Source organism: Herbaspirillum hiltneri N3 (genome assembly GCF_001267925.1).
Classification (GTDB): Bacteria; Pseudomonadota; Gammaproteobacteria; order Burkholderiales; family Burkholderiaceae_D; genus Herbaspirillum; species Herbaspirillum hiltneri.
The window spans coordinates 2682782-2700917 of sequence record NZ_CP011409.1; the positions used below are offsets into that span (position 1 = coordinate 2682782).

General features: G+C 61.8%; 16 protein-coding genes. 8 read left to right on the forward strand and 8 right to left on the reverse strand.

Translation table 11 applies throughout. From position 1 onward, the window contains the following. Positions 1-4: 4 nt before the first annotated feature. Complete coding sequence (locus F506_RS12200; RefSeq protein WP_053201535.1) at positions 5-229, reverse strand: hypothetical protein; 225 nt, start codon at positions 227-229, stop codon at positions 5-7. Between the two features lie 27 nt (positions 230-256). Between F506_RS12200 and F506_RS23115 the strand changes: the two genes are divergently transcribed. The 3 genes from F506_RS23115 (at position 257) to F506_RS12210 (ending at position 3355) form a co-directional block, all read left to right on the forward strand. Continuing rightward, positions 257-487 (forward strand): hypothetical protein, encoded by a 231-nt coding sequence (locus F506_RS23115; RefSeq protein WP_144424044.1) that lies wholly within the window; start codon positions 257-259, stop codon positions 485-487. Between the two features lie 3 nt (positions 488-490). Then, a complete protein-coding gene (locus F506_RS12205; protein ID WP_053197812.1) occupies positions 491-2431 on the forward strand; it encodes a SurA N-terminal domain-containing protein in 1941 nt (646 codons plus the stop codon). Positions 2432-2572: 141 nt separating this feature from the next. Beyond that, the gene (locus F506_RS12210; RefSeq protein WP_053197814.1) at positions 2573-3355 is read left to right on the forward strand and encodes a glutamine amidotransferase; all 783 of its coding nucleotides are present in this window, start codon (positions 2573-2575) and stop codon (positions 3353-3355) included. Here F506_RS12210 and F506_RS12215 read toward each other — a convergent pair. Next, positions 3348-3986 (reverse strand): arylesterase, encoded by a 639-nt coding sequence (locus F506_RS12215; protein WP_053201536.1) that lies wholly within the window; start codon positions 3984-3986, stop codon positions 3348-3350. The genes F506_RS12210 and F506_RS12215 overlap by 8 nt on opposite strands. A 28-nt stretch (positions 3987-4014) precedes the next feature. On the opposite strand from F506_RS12215, the gene F506_RS12220 reads away from it, so the two are divergent. Further along, positions 4015-4752 (forward strand): ABC transporter ATP-binding protein, encoded by a 738-nt coding sequence (locus F506_RS12220; protein ID WP_053197816.1) that lies wholly within the window; start codon positions 4015-4017, stop codon positions 4750-4752. Here F506_RS12220 and F506_RS12225 read toward each other — a convergent pair. The 3 genes from F506_RS12225 to F506_RS12235 form a co-directional block, all read right to left on the reverse strand. Continuing rightward, positions 4749-5675, reverse strand: a complete 927-nt coding sequence (locus F506_RS12225) for a DMT family transporter (protein ID WP_053197819.1) — start codon at positions 5673-5675, stop codon at positions 4749-4751. The two genes, F506_RS12220 and F506_RS12225, sit on opposite strands and share 4 nt — an antisense overlap. Continuing rightward, on the reverse strand, positions 5668-7176 hold the full coding sequence (locus F506_RS12230) for a bifunctional ADP-dependent NAD(P)H-hydrate dehydratase/NAD(P)H-hydrate epimerase (RefSeq protein ID WP_053197821.1): 1509 nt from the start codon (positions 7174-7176) through the stop codon (positions 5668-5670). The genes F506_RS12225 and F506_RS12230 overlap by 8 nt, the downstream gene beginning before the upstream one ends. A gap of 168 nt (positions 7177-7344) precedes the next feature. Beyond that, positions 7345-8628 carry an FAD-dependent oxidoreductase gene (locus tag F506_RS12235; protein WP_053197823.1) on the reverse strand — a complete coding sequence of 428 codons (1284 nt, stop codon included), beginning with the start codon at positions 8626-8628 and terminating at the stop codon, positions 7345-7347. Positions 8629-9050: 422 nt separating this feature from the next. Here F506_RS12235 and F506_RS12240 point away from each other — a divergent pair, with 422 nt between their 5' ends. Continuing rightward, entirely contained in the window at positions 9051-9356 is a 306-nt protein-coding gene (locus F506_RS12240; protein WP_053197825.1) for a BON domain-containing protein, read from the forward strand. Positions 9357-9411: 55 nt separating this feature from the next. Here the strand turns inward: F506_RS12240 and F506_RS12245 are convergent, their stop codons facing one another. Continuing rightward, positions 9412-10338 (reverse strand): LysR family transcriptional regulator, encoded by a 927-nt coding sequence (locus F506_RS12245; protein ID WP_053197826.1) that lies wholly within the window; start codon positions 10336-10338, stop codon positions 9412-9414. 121 nt (positions 10339-10459) lie between these two features. Here F506_RS12245 and F506_RS12250 point away from each other — a divergent pair, with 121 nt between their 5' ends. Both F506_RS12250 and purL read left to right on the forward strand, forming a co-directional pair. Then, positions 10460-11479 (forward strand): zinc-binding alcohol dehydrogenase family protein, encoded by a 1020-nt coding sequence (locus F506_RS12250; RefSeq protein WP_053197828.1) that lies wholly within the window; start codon positions 10460-10462, stop codon positions 11477-11479. Between the two features lie 172 nt (positions 11480-11651). Beyond that, entirely contained in the window at positions 11652-15671 is a 4020-nt protein-coding gene (gene purL / locus F506_RS12255; RefSeq protein WP_053197831.1) for a phosphoribosylformylglycinamidine synthase, read from the forward strand. Positions 15672-15818: 147 nt separating this feature from the next. Here the strand turns inward: purL and F506_RS12260 are convergent, their stop codons facing one another. After that, positions 15819-16418: an NADPH-dependent F420 reductase gene (locus tag F506_RS12260; protein ID WP_053197832.1), complete on the reverse strand. Its 600-nt coding sequence runs from the start codon at positions 16416-16418 to the stop codon at positions 15819-15821. A gap of 123 nt (positions 16419-16541) precedes the next feature. Next, positions 16542-17291, reverse strand: a complete 750-nt coding sequence (locus F506_RS12265; protein WP_053197834.1) for a glucose 1-dehydrogenase — start codon at positions 17289-17291, stop codon at positions 16542-16544. Between the two features lie 121 nt (positions 17292-17412). Here F506_RS12265 and F506_RS12270 point away from each other — a divergent pair, with 121 nt between their 5' ends. Beyond that, positions 17413-18000, forward strand: a complete 588-nt coding sequence (locus tag F506_RS12270) for a TetR/AcrR family transcriptional regulator (RefSeq protein ID WP_053201538.1) — start codon at positions 17413-17415, stop codon at positions 17998-18000. The last annotated feature ends 136 nt before the right edge of the window (positions 18001-18136 follow it).

Below are 18136 nucleotides of genomic sequence, written 5' to 3' on the forward strand. Positions count from 1 at the left end.
GCAGTCAATCTTCGGCGGTCTTGACCACCGTCAACCGGGCGATCAGGAATTCACCGTCGATCACCTTGCGAAACGGCACGCCGGCCGCCTCGAAACCGGGGCCGCCGTGCTCCAGCCAGGTCTGCGCGACCGTATCGAAAGTCTCTACATCCATGCCCAGCATCTGAAACGAGAGCACGAATTTTGCGCCTTGTTTTTGCCGTTTGACGATTTCTTCCAGCTTTGTCATGACCGATTCCTGTTTGCCCAGGCCCGGATGATAGCGCGAACCGCGCAAATCAGCATTTTCAGCGCCTTCCCCGAGGGCCGCATCGGTGACTTGGCGTGGCTGGCTGTGTATAATGACGCGCGGGCGTTGTTGCCAAGGCGGCATCTCCCAGAGCAGGCAATCTGCTCCGCCAGCATGAGCATTGCATTGCTACAAGGCGAACGCGAGTTCGCCTTTTTTCTTGTACGTTCCCTTGTTTCTGATTTCGTGATCGGCTGACCAATGTTTGAATTTATCCGTAACCATCAGCGCCTGATGCAATTCCTGCTGCTGCTGTTTATTTTCCCTTCCTTCGCGTTCTTCGGCCTGGAGGGCTACAGCCGCCTGTCCGATGGCGACAACGCCGTTGCCAAGGTGGCCGGCCAGACCATCACCAAGGAAGAATGGGACGCCGCGCAGCGCCAGCAACTGGAGCGCATGCGCCAGATGTCCGGCGGCCAGATCGATCCGAAGGTGTTCGATACGCCCGAAGCGCGCCGCGCCGTACTGGACAACCTGATCGCCCAGCGCGCACTGACGGCTGAAGTCGTCAACGACAAGCTGTCGGTATCGGATCTGGCGCTGCAGCAAAGCATCATGCAAATTCCCGGCCTGCTGAAGGCGGACGGCAGCTTCGACAGCGACCAGTACCGCGTCCTGCTGGCGGCCCAGGGCCTGACCCCGAAGGGCTATGAAGCCAGCTTGCGCCGCGACATGGGGCTGCAACAGCTCAACGCCGCCGTGCAAGGCACCGCATTCGCTCCGAAGACGGTCGCCGCGCGCTTGTCCGACCTGAACGACCAGGAACGCACCGTGCAGGAACTGACCTTCAAGGCAGCGTCCTTCGCGGGACAGGTCAAGGTCACCGACGACATGCTCAAGGCTTACTACGACAAGAACGGCAGCAAGTTCGAAGTGCCGGAACAGGCAAAAATCGAATACGTGGTGCTCGACAGCGCGGCCGTGGCTGCGCAGGTCAGCGTGTCTGACGCCGACGTCAAGTCCTACTATGACCAGAACATCAAGCAATATTCGACCGACGAACAGCGCCGCGCCAGCCATATCCTGCTGGAAGTGAAGAAGGGCGCATCCGCCGCCGACAAGGCCGCGGTCAAGGCCAAGGCCGACGAACTGGTGGCGCAACTGCGCAAGACGCCGGGCGACTTCGCCAAGCTGGCCAAGGCCAACTCGCAGGATCCGGGTTCCAAGGACCAGGGCGGCGACCTCGGTTTCTTCGGCAAGGGCGCCATGCTCAAGTCGTTTGAAGATGCGGCTTACAAGCTCAAGCAAGGCGAGATCAGCGATCCGGTCGAGTCCGATTACGGCTATCACATCATCCAGCTGACCGGCGTCAAGCCTGGTTCGGTCAAACCGCTGGACGAGGTGAAGGGCGAAATCTCGACCGAAATCAAGAAGCAACTGGCCGCCAAGAAGTACGCCGAACTGGCCGAGACCTTCAACAATACCGTCTACGAGCAGGGCGACAGCCTCAAGCCTGTGGCCGACAAGCTCAAGCTGAAGATCGAAACCGCCACGGGTGTGACGCGTCAGGCCAATCCGACATTGGCGCCGAACACGGTCTACAACAATCCGAAATTCCTGAAGGCGCTGTTTACCGACGACACCATCAAGGGCAAGCATAATTCGGAAGCGGTGCAGGTCGCACCGACCACGCTGATCGCCGGGCATATCGTCGAGTACAAGCCGGTGACCAAGCGTGCCTTTGACGACGTCAAGACCATCGTGCGCGAGCTGGTAACGCAAACCGAGGAACTGGCGCTGGCCAAAAAGGCCGGTGAAGCCAAGCTGGCCGAGCTGAAATCCAAGGATGACGCTACCGGCTTCGGTGAGGCCAAGCTGGCTTCGCGCGTGAAGACCCAGGGCTGGAACCAGGATGCTTTCCTGGCTGTCATGAAGGCCGATACCGCCAAGCTGCCGGCTTACACCGGTGTCGAAGTGCCAGGTCAGGGCTACAGCGTGTTTCGCATCACCAAGGTGGCGCAACCGGCCGCGCCTGACGCAGCCCGCCGCAAGACTGAACAGGACCAGATCGCCAACACGCTGGCTGAACAGGAAATGCTGTCGTACATCAATTTCCTGAAGGAAAAGGCCAAGACCAAGATCCTGAAGGGCGGCGAGACAGCCGGCGCCACCGACGGCAAGCCGGCCGATGCCGCCAGGTAAGTTGCGTCAATGACATGCATCAAACAAAAAAGGCCGCTTATGCGGCCTTTTTTGCAGCTTCGGCGCGCTGCGCCGAACGTACAATCGAAGATATCGTGAATTCTCACCCCAGTCCTTGAAGCCGCGTCCATGCCAGCCTCCATGTCAGCGTCAGTTTCAGTCCCGGCTCCGGTTCCAGTTGGACCGGCCGCACCCGTCCTCATCATCCATACCGGCGATCCCATCGACGAGTTGCGCCTCTCCTATGGCAGCTACGCCGTACAGCTGCAAAAGGCTGCCGGCCTGAGCGACGACGAGACCGAAATCGTTTCCGTGTTCCAGGGCCAGTTCCTGCGCGAGCCGGATCAATACCGTGCAGTGCTGATCACCGGTTCTCCGACCATGGTCACCGACCTGGTCGACTGGAGCGAGCGCACCGCGGCATGGTTGCGGCGCGCGGCCGAACACGGGCTGCCGATGTTCGGCGTTTGCTATGGACATCAATTGTTGTCGCACGCCTTCGGCGGCAAGGTCGGGTACAACCCGGCCGGGCGCGTGGCCGGCACCATGGCGGTGACGCGGCATGCAGTGGCGGCCGGGGAGCATTTGCTGCATGAGATTCCCGAGAGCTTCGAGGCGCACATGCTGCATTCGCAAGTCGTGCTGGAGCCGCCGCCGGGAGCAACCGTGCTGGCCAGCTCGACCATGGATCCGCATCACATGCTGCGACTGGCGCCCAACATCTTTTCAGCGCAGTTTCATCCGGAATTCACCGGCGAGTTCGTCAAGGCCCATCTCGCGTATTACACGGAGATCTACGGCAAGTGCGGCATCGACACCGCCGCGATGCGCGCCCGCGTATGCGAGACACCGCAGTCGGCATCGCTGCTGCGGCGCTTTCTTGATTTGCACGCGCCCGTGAGGCAAATCGCCAAGGCTATTTGAGCAAGGGCCTGAGGGCCGGCCAGACGTTGTCCAGCAAGGTCTGCTGTGCCTGTTCATTGGGATGCATGCGATCGGCCTGGAACAGCGCCGGCTTGTCGGCCACATCCTTCAGGAAGAATGGCACCAGCGCGGTCTTGTTCTGTTTCGCCGCGGCAGGGAACAACTGCGAGAACTTGTCGGTGTAATCGGCGCCGTAATTCGGCGGAATCTGCATCCCCACCAGCACCACCTTGGCTTTGGCCGCGCGCGCCATGTCGATCAGCGCCTGCAGGTTGGCTTGCGTGGCGCTCAGTTGCAGGCCGCGCAGCGCGTCATTGGCGCCCAGTTCGATGATCACGACGTCGGGGGCATGCTTGCTCAGCAGGGCCGGCAGGCGGGTCTTGCCGCCGATGGTGGTTTCGCCGCTGATGCTGGCGTTGATGACGCCGGTGTTGATTTTTTCCTGCTGCAGCCGCTTGTCGAGCAACGCCACCCAGCCGCTGCCACGCGTCAGGCCGTATTCGGCGGAGAGGCTGTCGCCAAGCACAAGCAGGGTTTTTGGTGCAGAATAGGCGCTCGCTGCGAGCATCAGCAGGGGCATCGCCAGCAGCGCGGCCAACAGGCGGCGCCAGCGCACATCATGTCTTCTCATCGCCTTCATCCATCTTCCATTCGATTGCATGCCTGATTCCTCTGTGTCTTCCACTTCCGCCATCGCCAACACTTCCGCCATCGAAGTCGTCAATCTGTCCAAGCGCGTCGCCGATGCCGCCGCCGAGGCGACCGCCGTCAGCAAGGCCGGCGAGCTGGCGATTTTGCGTGACGTCAATTTTAACGTGGAGGCAGGAACCACGCTGGCCATTGTCGGCGCCTCCGGTTCCGGCAAGTCGACGCTGCTGGGACTGCTGGCGGGACTGGACATGCCTTCCGACGGCACCGTCAGGATCGACGGCGTCGACATCTTCGCGCTCGACGAAGACGGCCGCGCGGCGCTGCGTAAGCACAAACTTGGTTTCGTGTTCCAGTCGTTCCAGCTGCTCGGCCATCTCAACGCGGTCGAAAACGTCATGCTGCCGCTGGAACTGCGCGGCGACGCCGAGGCGCGCAGTAAGGCCGAACGCATGCTGGAGCGGGTCGGGCTGGGCAGCCGCCTCAGGCACTATCCCAAATATCTGTCCGGAGGCGAGCAGCAGCGCGTGGCGCTGGCGCGCGCTTTCGTCACCGAGCCGCCTCTGCTGCTGGCCGACGAACCGACCGGCAGCCTCGACGCCACCACCGGCGAAGCGGTGATCCGGTTGATGTTCGAGCTGAACAAGGAGCGCGGTTCCACGCTGGTGCTGGTCACGCACGATCCGTCGATTGCGGCGCGTTGCGCCCAGACGATCACGATTGCGGCAGGACGGCTGGTGGACGCTTAAGCAGCTGTCTCTGCCGCCACCGGCAGCGGATGCGCGCGCCGGTGTTCGACCCAGGCGATGCCCATGCCGCTGGCGCAGATGATGGCGATACCGAAGATGGTGATGGCGTCGGGGAACTGGTTGAACACCAGCCAGCCCATCGCACTGGCGGAGATGATCTGGCTGTAGGCGAACGGCGTGAGCACCGACGCTTCGGCGTGCCGGTAGGCGCTGTTCATGAAGAAATGGCCGATCGTGCTGGTGATGCCGGTGGACGCCAGGATCATCCATTCGGTCGCATCGGGCGTATGCGGCGACCAGAAAAACGGCACCATCAGGCTGCTGATCACCATTCCCACCAGACCGCCGTAAAACAGCGTCACCATCGGATCGTCGGCCTGGTTGGCCTTGCGATTGAGGATGGACACGGTCGCGTAGGTCGCCGCCGACAACAGACCTAGCACCACGCCATGCGCCGGGATGTCGCCGCCTGGGCGAATCACGATCAGCATACCGGCGAATCCCACCGCGACGGCAATCCAGCGAGAAATATAGGTCGTTTCGCCCAGCAGCCACGGTGACACCGCCAGCACGATCAGCGGCGCGCAGAAATTCATTGCGGTGCCTTCGGCCAGCGGCACGATCTTGAGCACCGAAAAGAAAATCAGCGTCGACAGCAGCAACGCCAGCGCGCGCACGATCTGGAGGCGTGGCCTTGTCGACCGCAGGATGCTGCGGCCATGGCGGCGCTTGTACAGCGGCATCAGCGTGGCGGCCATGAAAACGGTGTTGATGCTGTAGCGCATCCACGCAATCATCACCACGTGATAGCCGGCCATGCCGAGCAATTTGCCTGCGGTGTCCAGTAGCGACAACGTCCATAACGCCGAAATCAGAAAGATGATGCCCAGCCAGAGTCGCGGTTGTGAAGCAATATTAGGCATGGTCCCGGATGATTTGATTGAGGAGGGTGCGCACGGCCGGGATGACTTCGCTGGCGGTCAGTCCGATCGGGCCGACGCCGAGGTCGACCAGTTGATCGGCCGCCTTGCCATGCATCCACACGGCTGCCAGCGCGGTCTGCGTCGCCGGCCAGCCTTGCGCCAGCAAGGCGCCGCACAGGCCGGACAGGACGTCGCCGGTGCCTGCGGTGGACAGCGCCGGATTGCCGGTCGTGTTGATGACGATGTCGCCGTCGGGGAACGCGATGACGGTGCCGGCGCCCTTGAGGATGGCGATGCTCTTGAAATGGCGCGCCAGCAGCCGTGCCGCCTGCGGCCTGTCGTTCTGTATTTCGGCGGTGGTGGCATCGAGCAGGCGCGCCGCTTCCAGCGGGTGCGGCGTGATGATGCTGGCGTGGTGCGCGCGATTTTGCAACTTGTGTTGCAGGCCGGGTTCGGCGGCGATCATGTTCAGCGCGTCGGCGTCGATCACGACCGGACCGTGCGCATCCAGCGCCCGCGTCAATACATCGTGCGCGTGACGCGAGGTGCCGAGGCCGGGACCGACCACCACCGAAGCGGCGCCGAACTCGACGCGGTCAGCCTGGCGCATCATTAGTTCCGGATGCACGCTGTCGTAGGCCGGCGCGTCGTCGACGAAGGCGATGAAGACGCGTCCGCTGCCGGCATGCGCGGCCATGCGTGCGGCCAGCACCGGCGCGCCGCCCATGCCGTGGGCGCCACCGACCACGATGACGTCGCCGTAGCTGCCTTTGTGGGTGTTGCCTGCTCGCGGTTTCAGCGCCGAGGCGAACAGCGCCAGTTCATTGAGCTGCGCACGCGGCGCCGAAAAATGTTTCTCTTCGATATCGAGGTTGTCGACGGTAACGTTGCCGCTGAAATCCTGGCCGTCGCAAGTGTGCATGCCCGGCTTGTCGCCGATGAAGCTGAGAGTATGCGTGGCGCGCACGGCGACACAGCCGGCGCCGCCGATAATGGCGCCGGTGTTCGCGCTGAGGCCGCTGGCGATGTCGATGGCGAGCACGGGGCAGCGCAGCGTGTTGACGTAGTCGACACAGGCGCGCAGCTTGCCGCCGATCGGCCGCGTCTGGCCGATGCCGAATAGGCCGTCAATCACCAGCGTCCAGCGTTGCCGGGTCAGATGGGCGGCGTCGGCGACGTCAAGAAACTCCACTTCGGATTCGCGCGCGCGTTGCAGCGCCTTGCGGGCATCTTCGGGTTGCTTGCTTTCGTCGGCGTGCAGGGCGACCGCGACGTGCAGTTCGAACTGGGATAAATAGTGGGCGGCTTCCAGCGCATCGCCGCCGTTGTTGCCGGGACCGGCCAGGATCAGCACATGAATGTCGTCGTCGCCGGCCACGAGGCTCAGGGCCTGGCGGGCGCAGGCTTCGCCGGCGCGTTGCATCAGCGTGTAGGAAGGCAGTTCTGCCTTGGCGGCATGTTCGATCTGGCGAATCTCGGCAATCGAATAAAGCGCACTCATAGACGACGCGGCCCGATAAGGTGGAAGGTGGAGCGGGGTGAAGACAAGGATGGTGCTGGCGCGACCATTCTAAGTCAATTGAAAAAAATCCGCAGACATGAAAAGAGCGCGGCTACAGGACGGCTGTAGCGCAAAAGAGCGTGTTTGCGCTTCCGTCTGCGGAGATTTTCAGCCGGCGACCGATGAGACCAGCAAGCCGTCGCTGTCGATTTCCGTCTCGCGGCCGGCCATGGCGTCGGCCAGCAATTTACCTGCGCCGACGGCCGCAGCCCAGCCGTGGGCGCCGTGGCCGGTGTTGACGAAGATGTTGCCCTGCGTGGTGCCTCCCACCAGCGGCATGCCGCTGGGTTGCAGCGCAAAGGTGCTGCTCCAGAAATTGGCGGTGTTGAAGTTGGCCGCGTTCGGATAGTAGTCGTTGGCGACCTTGAGCAGGCTGGTGATGGCCTTGGGATGCGGCAGTTCGGTGCGCGGCAGGAAACCCAGCAGGCCGGAGACGCGGATGCGGTTGCCGACGCGGGCGATGGCGACCCTGTAGGTCTCGTCGAACAGCGCCGTGTTGGGCGCTTCGTCGAGGTTCTTGACGGCCGCCATGGCGTTGTAGCTCTGCACCGGGCACAGCGGCAGGGACAAGCCGAGCGGCTTGAGCAGCGGCAGGTTCTGCAGGCCTGCGGCCAGCACCACGCCGTCCACGGTGAGGGTGCTGTCGCCGTCGGCGCCGGCGACGTCGATCGAGACGCGGCCGCCGAGTTCGGGCCGGACGGCTTTCACCGACTGCGAAAAATGAAATTGCACGCCGATCGACTGGGCGATCGCGCGCAGTTGCTTGACGAACAGTACGCAGTTGCCGGCGGCGTCCTTCGGGTAATACATCGCGCCGGCAATCGTCGTGACCGACTGGAAAGCCGGTTCGACCTCGCGGATCGCGTCCTGGCCCTTGAGCTGCTGGCGCGGTAGTTCGAATTGCCTGAGGCTGTTTTCAATGCCGGCGCAGCGCTCGGCGTCTGCCGGGTTACGGAACAGGTGCAGCAGGCCCTGGCTGTTTTCCTCTTCCAGCGCGTACTGTTCCTGAAGGTGCAGGGCCAGCATCTGGCCGTAAGCCGACAAGCGCGTCAGACGCTGCTTGTTGAGCGAAAAATAATCCTGGTATTCGCGGCGCGACTTGCGGACCCAGCGCCAGCGCGACGGATTGAAGCCGGACTTGACGAGGATCGGCGGCTCGTTTTTGAACAGATTGGAAAAGGCGGTGCGCGTGATGGCCGGCAGGATCAGCGGCTGCACCACGCTGGGCGCGAGCAGGCCGGAGTTGCCGAAGGTGGCTTCTTCGGCGACATTGGCGCGGCGCTCCAGCACGGCGACCTCGAAACCGGCACGGGCCAGGAAATAGGCTGTGGTTACCCCCGACAGGCCACCGCCCACAATCGCAATCTGCTTCAGTGTTTTATTATGCGTCACTATTATCGTCACTAATTCAATCGAGGCCGACCGGTGAAAATCCTTGTCGACCTGTACTGGCGCTGCTTGCCGAGGTGCGCCGATGATCCGTCCGGGGTGTTCGCCCGATACTCGCCCCGTAATGCGGCCTGAATGATACCAAATCGCAGCAGAGAAGAGCGCAGTTGCCGATTTTTGCTGCAGGATGGCGCCGGATTTTCGGATCGGCTCAAGCGATTTCCGTATTTCGCGATTGTTGGTTGTTGATTGTTGACTGTTGCCCGGCGACGGCGACCGTGATCCCGATTTTTCCTTCGAAGGGGACTTGTTATTTCGGGTGCTGACTGGTTACATTAGCGCCAGCCGCAGTAAAGCGGTTTGCGGGAACGAGCGTCTTGTAGTTTCGCATCAACGCGCATCAATCAATTTTAAAGGTGAACACCATGACCAAACGTTTTGCTGCATTCTTCTTCGCGCTGTTCGTATTGGCGCTGGCCGGTTGCGGTTCGACGCCCCAACAGGCCAGCACCGGTCAGTACATCGACGACTCCGTGATCACCACCAAGGTGAAGGCGGCCATCTTCGAAGAACCGAACCTGAAGACGCTGGAGATCGGCGTCGAGACTTTCAAGGGCATCGTGCAACTGAGCGGTTTTGTGAACAGCAGCGCTACCGCGCTCAAGGCTTCTGAAGTGGCGCGCAAGGTGGAAGGCGTCAAGGGCGTGAAGAACAGCCTGGTCGTGAAATAAGCGACGGCGCTTGTTCGCCTCGGCCCGGTTCGACTTTGGTCGGCCGGGCCGTTTTTCATTCTGCGGCTAGCGTACTCGTTGCACTTGCTGCATCCAATGCTTCGAACTGCGCACGCAAGAAAGCCAGCAAGGCGCGCACCGTCGGCGACGCACTGTTGCGATGCGGATAGACCGCATTGAGCGGGATTTCTTCCTGGCAGTACGCATCCAGCACAGTCGCCAGCCGGCCGGCGCGTACGTCGTGGCGCACATCGATCCAGGATTTGTAGGCGATGCCGGCGCCGGCCACCGCCCACTCGCGTGCGATCGACGCGTCATCGGTCATGCGATCGCCTTGCACCTTGACGTCGATGGTTTGCTTGCCGTTCTGGAAGCGCCATTGATTGAACAAGCCCTGTTTCAGATAAAACAGCAGGCAGTTGTGGCGCACCAGGTCATCGGGCGTTTGCGGTGTGCCGTGGTGCTGCAGGTAGGCCGGCGACGCCACCAGCACGCGCCGGCCGGTCGTCAGCTGCTGTGAGACCAGCGACGAGTCCGCCAATTTTCCCGAACGGATGGCGACGTCGACGGCGTCGCGAAACAGATCCGCAATCCGATCAGAAAACTGCATCGTGAATTTGACCGCCGGATGCCGCGCCTGAAATTCGTTGAGCCAGGGGAAGAGCACATTGCGTCCGATGTCGGACGGCATCGACAGCCGGATATGCCCCTGGATCGCATCCTTGCTGCTGCTCAGCAGGGTTTCGCCTTCCTGGAGCAGCGCCAGCGCATCGCGGCAGTATTCCAGGAAGATTTCTCCTTCGGGCGTGAGCCGCATGCTGCGTGTGGAGCGCGCAAACAGGCGCGTATTGAGGCGCTGTTCGATGCGTTTCAGGCTGGCGCTGGCGGTGGCCGGCAGGACGCCGAGGATGCGCGCGGCCTGCGACAGGCTGCCGGTGTCGGCGGTATGGATCAGCAATTGCAGGTCGGTCGTCGCGTACATGTCAATTTTCAAATTAAATTTGTAAGTAATTCAATTTTAAGTCTATTTATCTGTTTTTACGATGCCGTGATAATGGCTCATCTCCCGGACGTTGCCGGGTGCTTGATAAAGGAGAAACACCATGAAAGCCGTCGCCCTGAAGCGTTACCTGCCCATCGCCAACCCCGAATCCCTGCTCGACGTCGACTTGCCCCGCCCAACGCCGCAAGGCCGCGACCTGCTGGTGGCGGTCAAGGCGATTGCCGTCAATCCGGTCGACACCAAGGTGCGCGCGCCCAAGGACAAGATCGAAGACACCCCGCGCGTGCTCGGCTGGGATGCCGTCGGCGTGGTCGAAGCGATCGGCGCCGACGTTACCGGCTTCAAGGTCGGCGACCGGGTGTTCTACGCCGGAGACATCACGCGTCCGGGCAGCAACAGCGAATTCCAGCTGGTCGACGAACGCATCGTCGGCCATGCGCCGGCCTCGCTGTCGGTGGAGCAGGCCGCGGCCTTGCCATTGACCGCCATCACTGCCTGGGAAGCCTTGTTCGAGCGCCTGCGTGTGCCGCGCAAAGCCGCTTCCGGCAAGGCGCCCAGCATTCTCATCATCGGCGGCGCCGGCGGCGTCGGTTCGATCGCGATCCAGCTCGCGGCCAAGGTGGTCGGCCTGAACGTGATCGCCACGGCCTCGCGTCCGGAGTCGGAAAAATGGGTGCGCGAACTGGGTGCGCAGCAGGTGATCGACCATTTCGACGACATCCCGGCCCAGCTCAAGGAAATCGGCTTCGGGCAAGTCGACTACGTGCTGATCCTGAACGACACCGACAAGCATTTCCCGGCGGCGGCGGATGCCATCGCGCCGCAGGGCACGATCGCCACCATCGTCGAGAACAGCGGGCCGCTGGACGTGTCGCTGCTGAAAGCCAAGAGCGCCGGTTTCGTGTGGGAATTCATGTTCACGCGGTCGATGTTCCAGACCCCGGACATGGGCGAGCAGGGCAAGCTGCTCAATGAAATCGCCGCCCTGATCGACCAGGGCGTGATCCGCACCACGCTCAGCAAAGTGTTGTCGCCGATCAATGCCGCCAACCTGCGCCAGGCCCATGCCGACCTGGAAGGCGGCCGGGTGATCGGCAAGATCGTGTTGAAGGATTTTTAAGTACGTGGTGCTACTGCTGCCATTCCGGATTGCTTTCCTGCCGGAATGGCGGTTTTCGTGGGCTGGAACAGGGTGGGCAAGGTATAATTCGGGTTTTCGTATTTTCCGACGCAAATGCTGCGCTACGGATCCGATACGACTCGATTCCACCGCCAAATCCTGACTTCCTGCCATGCTGATTCTGCCGGGCTCCAATGCCCTTTCCGCCTTCCGCACCCAACGTCTCCTGTCCCAACTGCAAGCTGTCGACGCCGCCATCACGGGCGTGACCGGACGCTTCATCCATTTCATCGACGCCGTCGGTGAGGTAACGCAGGAAGACCAGGCCCGTCTCGACGGTTTGCTGACCTACGGCGAGCCGTTCAGCGGCGCGGCGGAGGGTGACGAATTCGTGGTGATCCCGCGCTTCGGGACCATTTCGCCGTGGGCCAGCAAGGCCACCGACATCGCGCGCAACTGCGGCATGGCGAACATCCATCGCATTGAACGCGGCATCGCCTACCACGTGCAGGTCAAGAGCGGCCTGCTGGGCGGCGCCAAGAAACTGAGCGAAGCCAGCATCGCGGCGGTCGCTGCGCTGCTGCACGACCGCATGACCGACATGGTTCTGCGCACGCCGCAGGAAGCGGCGGGCCTGTTCAGCGAGCTGCAAGCCAAGCCGCTGGAATTCATCGACCTGCTGGCCGGCGGCAAGGCGGCGCTGGAAAACGCCAACACCGAACTCGGCCTGGCCTTGTCCGACGACGAGATCGATTATCTGGTCGGGGCCTTCACCCGCGCGCAGCGCAATCCGACCGACGTCGAACTGATGATGTTCGCGCAGGCCAACAGCGAACACTGCCGCCACAAGATTTTCAATGCCGACTGGACCATCGACGGCGAGAAGCAAAGCAAGTCGCTGTTCGGCATGATCCGCAACACGCATGAACTGCATCCTGAAGGCACCGTGGTGGCCTACAGCGACAACTCCTCCGTCATCGAAGGTGCCAACATCTCGCGTTTCTACCAGCGCGGCGCGGCCAAGGGCAACGTCTACGAGGCTTCGGACGAACTGACCCATATCCTGATGAAGGTCGAGACGCACAACCATCCGACCGCGATCTCGCCATTCCCGGGCGCCTCCACCGGCGCCGGCGGCGAAATCCGCGATGAAGGCGCAACCGGTCGCGGCGCCAAGCCGAAGGCGGGTTTGACCGGCTTCACCGTCTCCAACCTGATGGTTACGCACGCCGTGCAACCGTGGGAAAACGCCCGCGACGTCGCGCAAGCGCCGGCACGGCGCGATGCGTTGGCGCAGGGCGGCATTTACGGCAAGCCTGACCGCATCGCTTCGCCGCTGCAGATCATGATCGACGGGCCGCTTGGCGGCGCAGCGTTCAACAACGAATTCGGTCGTCCCAACCTGGGCGGGTATTTCCGCACCTACGAACAAAACGTCGGCGGCAACGTGCAGGGCTATCACAAGCCCATCATGATCGCCGGCGGCATCGGCAGCATCAACGCCAAGCACACCAAAAAGAACGACTTGCCGGTCGGCAGCCTGCTGATCCAATTGGGCGGTCCCGGCATGCGTATCGGCATGGGCGGCAGCGCCGCCTCGTCGATGGCAACCGGCGCCAATACCGCCGACCTGGACTTCGACTCCGTGCAACGCGGCAATCCTGAAATGGAACGCCGCGCGCAAGAGGTCATCAACGCCTGCTGGACCATGGGCGACGACAACCCGATTCTGTCGATCCACGACGTCGGCGCCGGCGGCCTGTCGAACGCATTCCCGGAGATCACCAACGATGCCAAGCGCGGCGCGATTTTCGACCTGCGCAAGATCCCGCTGGAAGAAAGCGGCCTGGCGCCCAAGGAAATCTGGAGCAACGAATCGCAGGAGCGCTATGTCCTGGCGATCGCGCCGGAGCATTTGCCGCTGTTCCGCTACCTGTGCGAGCGCGAGCGCTGCCTGTTTGCGGTGGTCGGCACGGCGACGGAAGAGCGTCAGCTCAAGCTGGTCGACGCCGAGCAGAACAACAATCCGGTCGACATGCCGATGGATGTGCTGCTGGGCAAACCGCCCAAGATGCACCGCGATGTTCAGCACGTCGCCGTGGAACTGCCGCCGGTCGACCTGACCGGCATGGACCTGGTCGAAGTCTCGCACCGCGTGCTGCGCCTGCCGACCGTCGCCGACAAGTCCTTCCTGATCACCATCGGTGACCGCAGTGTCGGCGCGATGACCGTGCGCGACCAGATGGTCGGTCCGTGGCAGGTTCCGGTGGCCGATTGCGCCGTCACCGCGATGAGCCTGGAAGGCTATCTCGGCGAAGCGATGGCGATGGGCGAGCGCACGCCGCTGGCCGTGATCAACGCCGCTGCGTCGGGCCGCATGGCGGTGGGCGAGGCGATCACCAATATCGCCGCCGCGGCGATTGACAAGATTTCCGACATCAAGCTGTCGGCCAACTGGATGGCGGCCTGCGGCCAGCCCGGCCAAGATGCCGCGCTGTTCGACACAGTCAAGGCCATCGGCATGGAATTGTGCCCGGCGCTGGGGGTATCGATCCCGGTCGGCAAGGACTCGCTGTCGATGCGTACGACATGGAAAGATGACGGCGAGGCCAAGTCCGTGATGTCGCCGGTGTCGCTGATCGTGTCCTCGTTCGCACCGGTGCAGGACGTGCGCCGCACGCTCACGCCGCAGATCCGCAAGGACCTGGGCGATACCGTGCTGATCGCCATCGACCTCGGCCGCGGCAAGAACCGCATGGGTGCATCCGCGCTGACGCAAGTCATGCAGCAGATCGGCAATGAAACGCCGGACGTCGACAGCGCCGAAGACCTGAAGGGCTTCTTCGCCGCGATCCAGCAACTGAACAAGGAAGGCCAGTTGCTGGCGTACCATGACCGTTCGGACGGCGGCCTGTTCGCCACGCTGGCGGAAATGGCCTTCGCCGGCCGCAGCGGCCTGTCGATCAACCTCGATATTCTGACCATGGAAGGCGAGCACGCTTCCGACTGGGGCGACTCGAAAAACTGGACATCGCAAGTCGGCGAGCGCCGTAACGAAATGACGCTGCGCGCGCTGTTCAGCGAAGAGCTGGGCGCCGTGATCCAGGTGCGCGCCGAGCAGAAGTCGGAAGTCATGAACGTGCTGCGCACCTACAACCTGGGCGCCTGCAGCCACATCATCGGCAAGCCGAACGACCGTGACGTGATTGAATTCATGCGCGACGCCAAGAACATCTACAGCCAGCCGCGCAGCGCGCTGCATCGCCTGTGGAGCGAAACCAGCTGGCGCATTGCGCGCCTGCGCGACAACCCGGCCTGCGCCGATGCCGAATACGAGCGTCTGCTGGACCTGGCCGATCCGGGCATCACGCCGAAGCTGACGTTCGATCCGCAGGAAGACATCGCGGCGCCGTTCCTCAATATCGGCGCACGTCCGCGCGTGGCGATCCTGCGCGAGCAGGGCGTCAATTCGCATATCGAAACGGCCTACGTGATGCACAAGTCCGGCTTCGAGTCGGTCGACGTACACATGAGCGACCTGATTGCCGGCCGTGCAAAGCTGGATGACTTCAAGGGCCTGATCGCGGTGGGCGGCTTCTCGTACGGCGACGTGCTCGGCGCCGGCGAGGGCTGGGCCAAGACGATCCTGTTCAACGCGCAACTGGCGGAGCAGTTCTCGCAATTCTTCCAGCGCCAGGATACGTTCTCGCTGGGTATCTGCAACGGTTGCCAGATGATGAGCAACCTGAAGTCCATCATCCCGGGCGCGCAAGACTGGCCGAAGTTCACGCGCAACAAGTCGGAGCAATTCGAAGCGCGCTTCTCGATGGTCGAGGTACAGGACTCGCCGTCGATCTTCTTGCAAGGCATGGCCGGCACGCAGACGCCGATCGCGGTCGCGCACGGTGAAGGCTTTGCCGACTTCTCGTTGACCGGCGACGTCAACAAGGCGCTGGTGGCGATGCGTTTCGTCGACAACAAGGGCGCGGTGACCGAAGCCTATCCGTACAATCCGAACGGCTCGCCGCAAGGCATCACCTCGGTGACCACGCCGGACGGCCGTTTCAACGTACTGATGCCGCATGCCGAACGCGTGTTCCGCAGCGTGACCCAGTCCTGGCATCCGGATGGCTGGGGCGAGGATTCGCCGTGGATGCGCATGTTCCGCAATGCGCGCAAGTGGGTGGGGTAATACCCGCCGCCGGCTTGCAGCAGTAAAAACAAAAAGGCACTTCGCGGAGTGCCTTTTTCATGGCTGCTGCAGTCTTTGATTGCGTCACCAGGGCGTGTCATCGATTGAATATTCTTTGACGATCGCACACCCGTTATGCGCAATCCATTACGGCTGCTTCTTGAACAAATCCTGGAAGATCAACTGGCCCCAAGTGCGTCCACGTGCATGTACCAGCCAGCCGCCCTCGTTGAATTTTCCCAGCTTTATGGGCGCGAATCCCAATTGCCTGGCTAAGTCCTCCACGGGAGCAAGCGCATCCTCGTCGTCGCTCGACAGGAAGACGACCCGGTGACCGCCATCGACGACCGGATCGGTAGCCAGCGTGGCCGCAATCAGGTGATTGAAACCCTTTACGAACTTGGCGCCAACGAACGATTTTGCAGCGAAGGCTGAGGACGGGAGGCCGTCCAGCTCCTCAAGGGGAACTAAAGCGTTCATCGCGTCGACGACCGTCTTGCCTTTCCAGTTCGATAGAGCCTTCGCAACTTCGCGATGCTCCCCGAACGGGACTGCCAGGATGATTGTGTCGGCTTCAAGCGCATCCTGCAGCGATTTGGCGACGACGTTGGGGCCAATCGTCCGAGCCAGTGGCGCCAAAGCCTCGGGCGACTGGCGGCTTGCGACAGTCACGTCAATGTTTTTGCGTGCGAAGGCGTGGGCAAGCGCTTGGCCGATCTTGCCGAAGCCGATAATTGCATAGCTCATCGTTTTCCTTTCATGAGTTTCAATTGAATTCGTCAGTTACAGCAATCGCGTCTGTCTCTGTTCCGCGTTGATAGTTTGTCCCCGGCGCTTTAACAGCACCGGGGACGATCTGCCGCTTCCGCATCAGACCTGCGCCATGCCTCCGTCGACGGCAAGCTCTACGCCGGTAATGTAAGAAGCTTCGTTGGAGGCGAGGAACAGGACGGCGGCTGCAATTTCCTCAGGCTTGCCTCTGCGAGCGAGGGGAACCTGAGTAACGAACTGGGCCGCCGCTTGTTCGGCCTGCTCAGGAGTAAGGCCCGCTTTTTCAAGGGCTGGAGTCTCGATGGGTCCCGGGCTTACCGCATTCACGCGGATTTTGCGGTCTTTCAGTTCCATGGCCCAGGAACGCGCGAAGCTGCGCACAGCCGCCTTGGCTGCGGCGTAGACGGCAAATAACGGCAATCCCATTTCGTTTGCGACAGAAGAGGTCAGGATGATTGAGCCTCCGTCTTTGAAGAGAGGAAGGGCCTTCTGCACCGTAAAGAATTGCCCCTTTGCGTTGAGGTCGAAGGTTTTGTCGAAATGAGCTTCGGTGGCCGCCTGGATCGGAGCGACTTCGCCCCAGCCGGCATTCACAAAGAGTACGTCGATGTGGCCGTGTTTCTCTTTCACCACGGCATAGAGCCGGTCCAAGTCCTCCAGGCGCGTTACGTCTCCCGCAACCGTGGTGACATTATTTCCGATTAAGGCAGCGGCATCTTTCAGCTCTTTTTCCCGGCGGCCGGTGATTACGACGTGCGCGCCTTCTTCCGCGAAACGCTTGGCCGTGGCCAAGCCGATCCCGCTATTGCCACCGGTGATGACTGCGACCTTACCATTCAGATTTCCCATGACTTTTCCTTTTTGCGCGAATGCGCTAGATGTTGTGGAACACCGATCCGAGATCGAGTATATTATTCGGATCACTGATTCGAATATATGGAACACTGTTCCGTTTGTCAAGGGGGAACCTATGCGCGCTGACGCTAGAAAAAATTACGACCATCTGCTTACAGTCGCTCATGACGTCGTTGCCGAGCATGGCGCCGAGGCGTCCATGCGAGAAATCGCTCGCCGTGCCGATGTCGGTCTAGCCACATTGTTCCGTCATTTTCCGACCCGAGAGGCCTTGTTTGAAGCATTGCTGCATATGAATGTGAATGCACTGGTGCAGCAAGCAGCAGACCTCGAAACATCCAAGCCACCTGACGAAGCACTCGTGTCGTGGTTTCGTGAAGGGGTAGCGTTCGTCCACATTTATAACGGCGTTTGCGCCTTGATGGCGAAAGCTCACGCAGACCCGAATTCTGCACTTCACGCGTCAAGCACTGCATTACATGCAACGGGAGCACGACTACTGCTTCGTGCCCAGGCCGATGGAACGGCCCGCACCGATATGACCGGGGAAGACCTGTTTGCCCTGATGTCGGCGCTCGGCTGGCTTGGCGATCAACCCTCGCTTGCGCCACGGGCCGATCATGTCTTTCGCGTTATTACGAGCGCCATCCTGACAAATCAGCCGGACAGCGAGGGCAAGAAAGCCAAGAAAGCAAAGCCTTGAATTGGCTTTCCTGATCTTCAAGGGATTTGAATCGGCTTTTGACTTCAAGGGGCAGGTTCTTTAGCCTGAATGGATCGGCGAGCCATTCCTGAGCATCGCAAGCTTTGTCGGTGATGACGGTGTCGGCTGGCTGTCC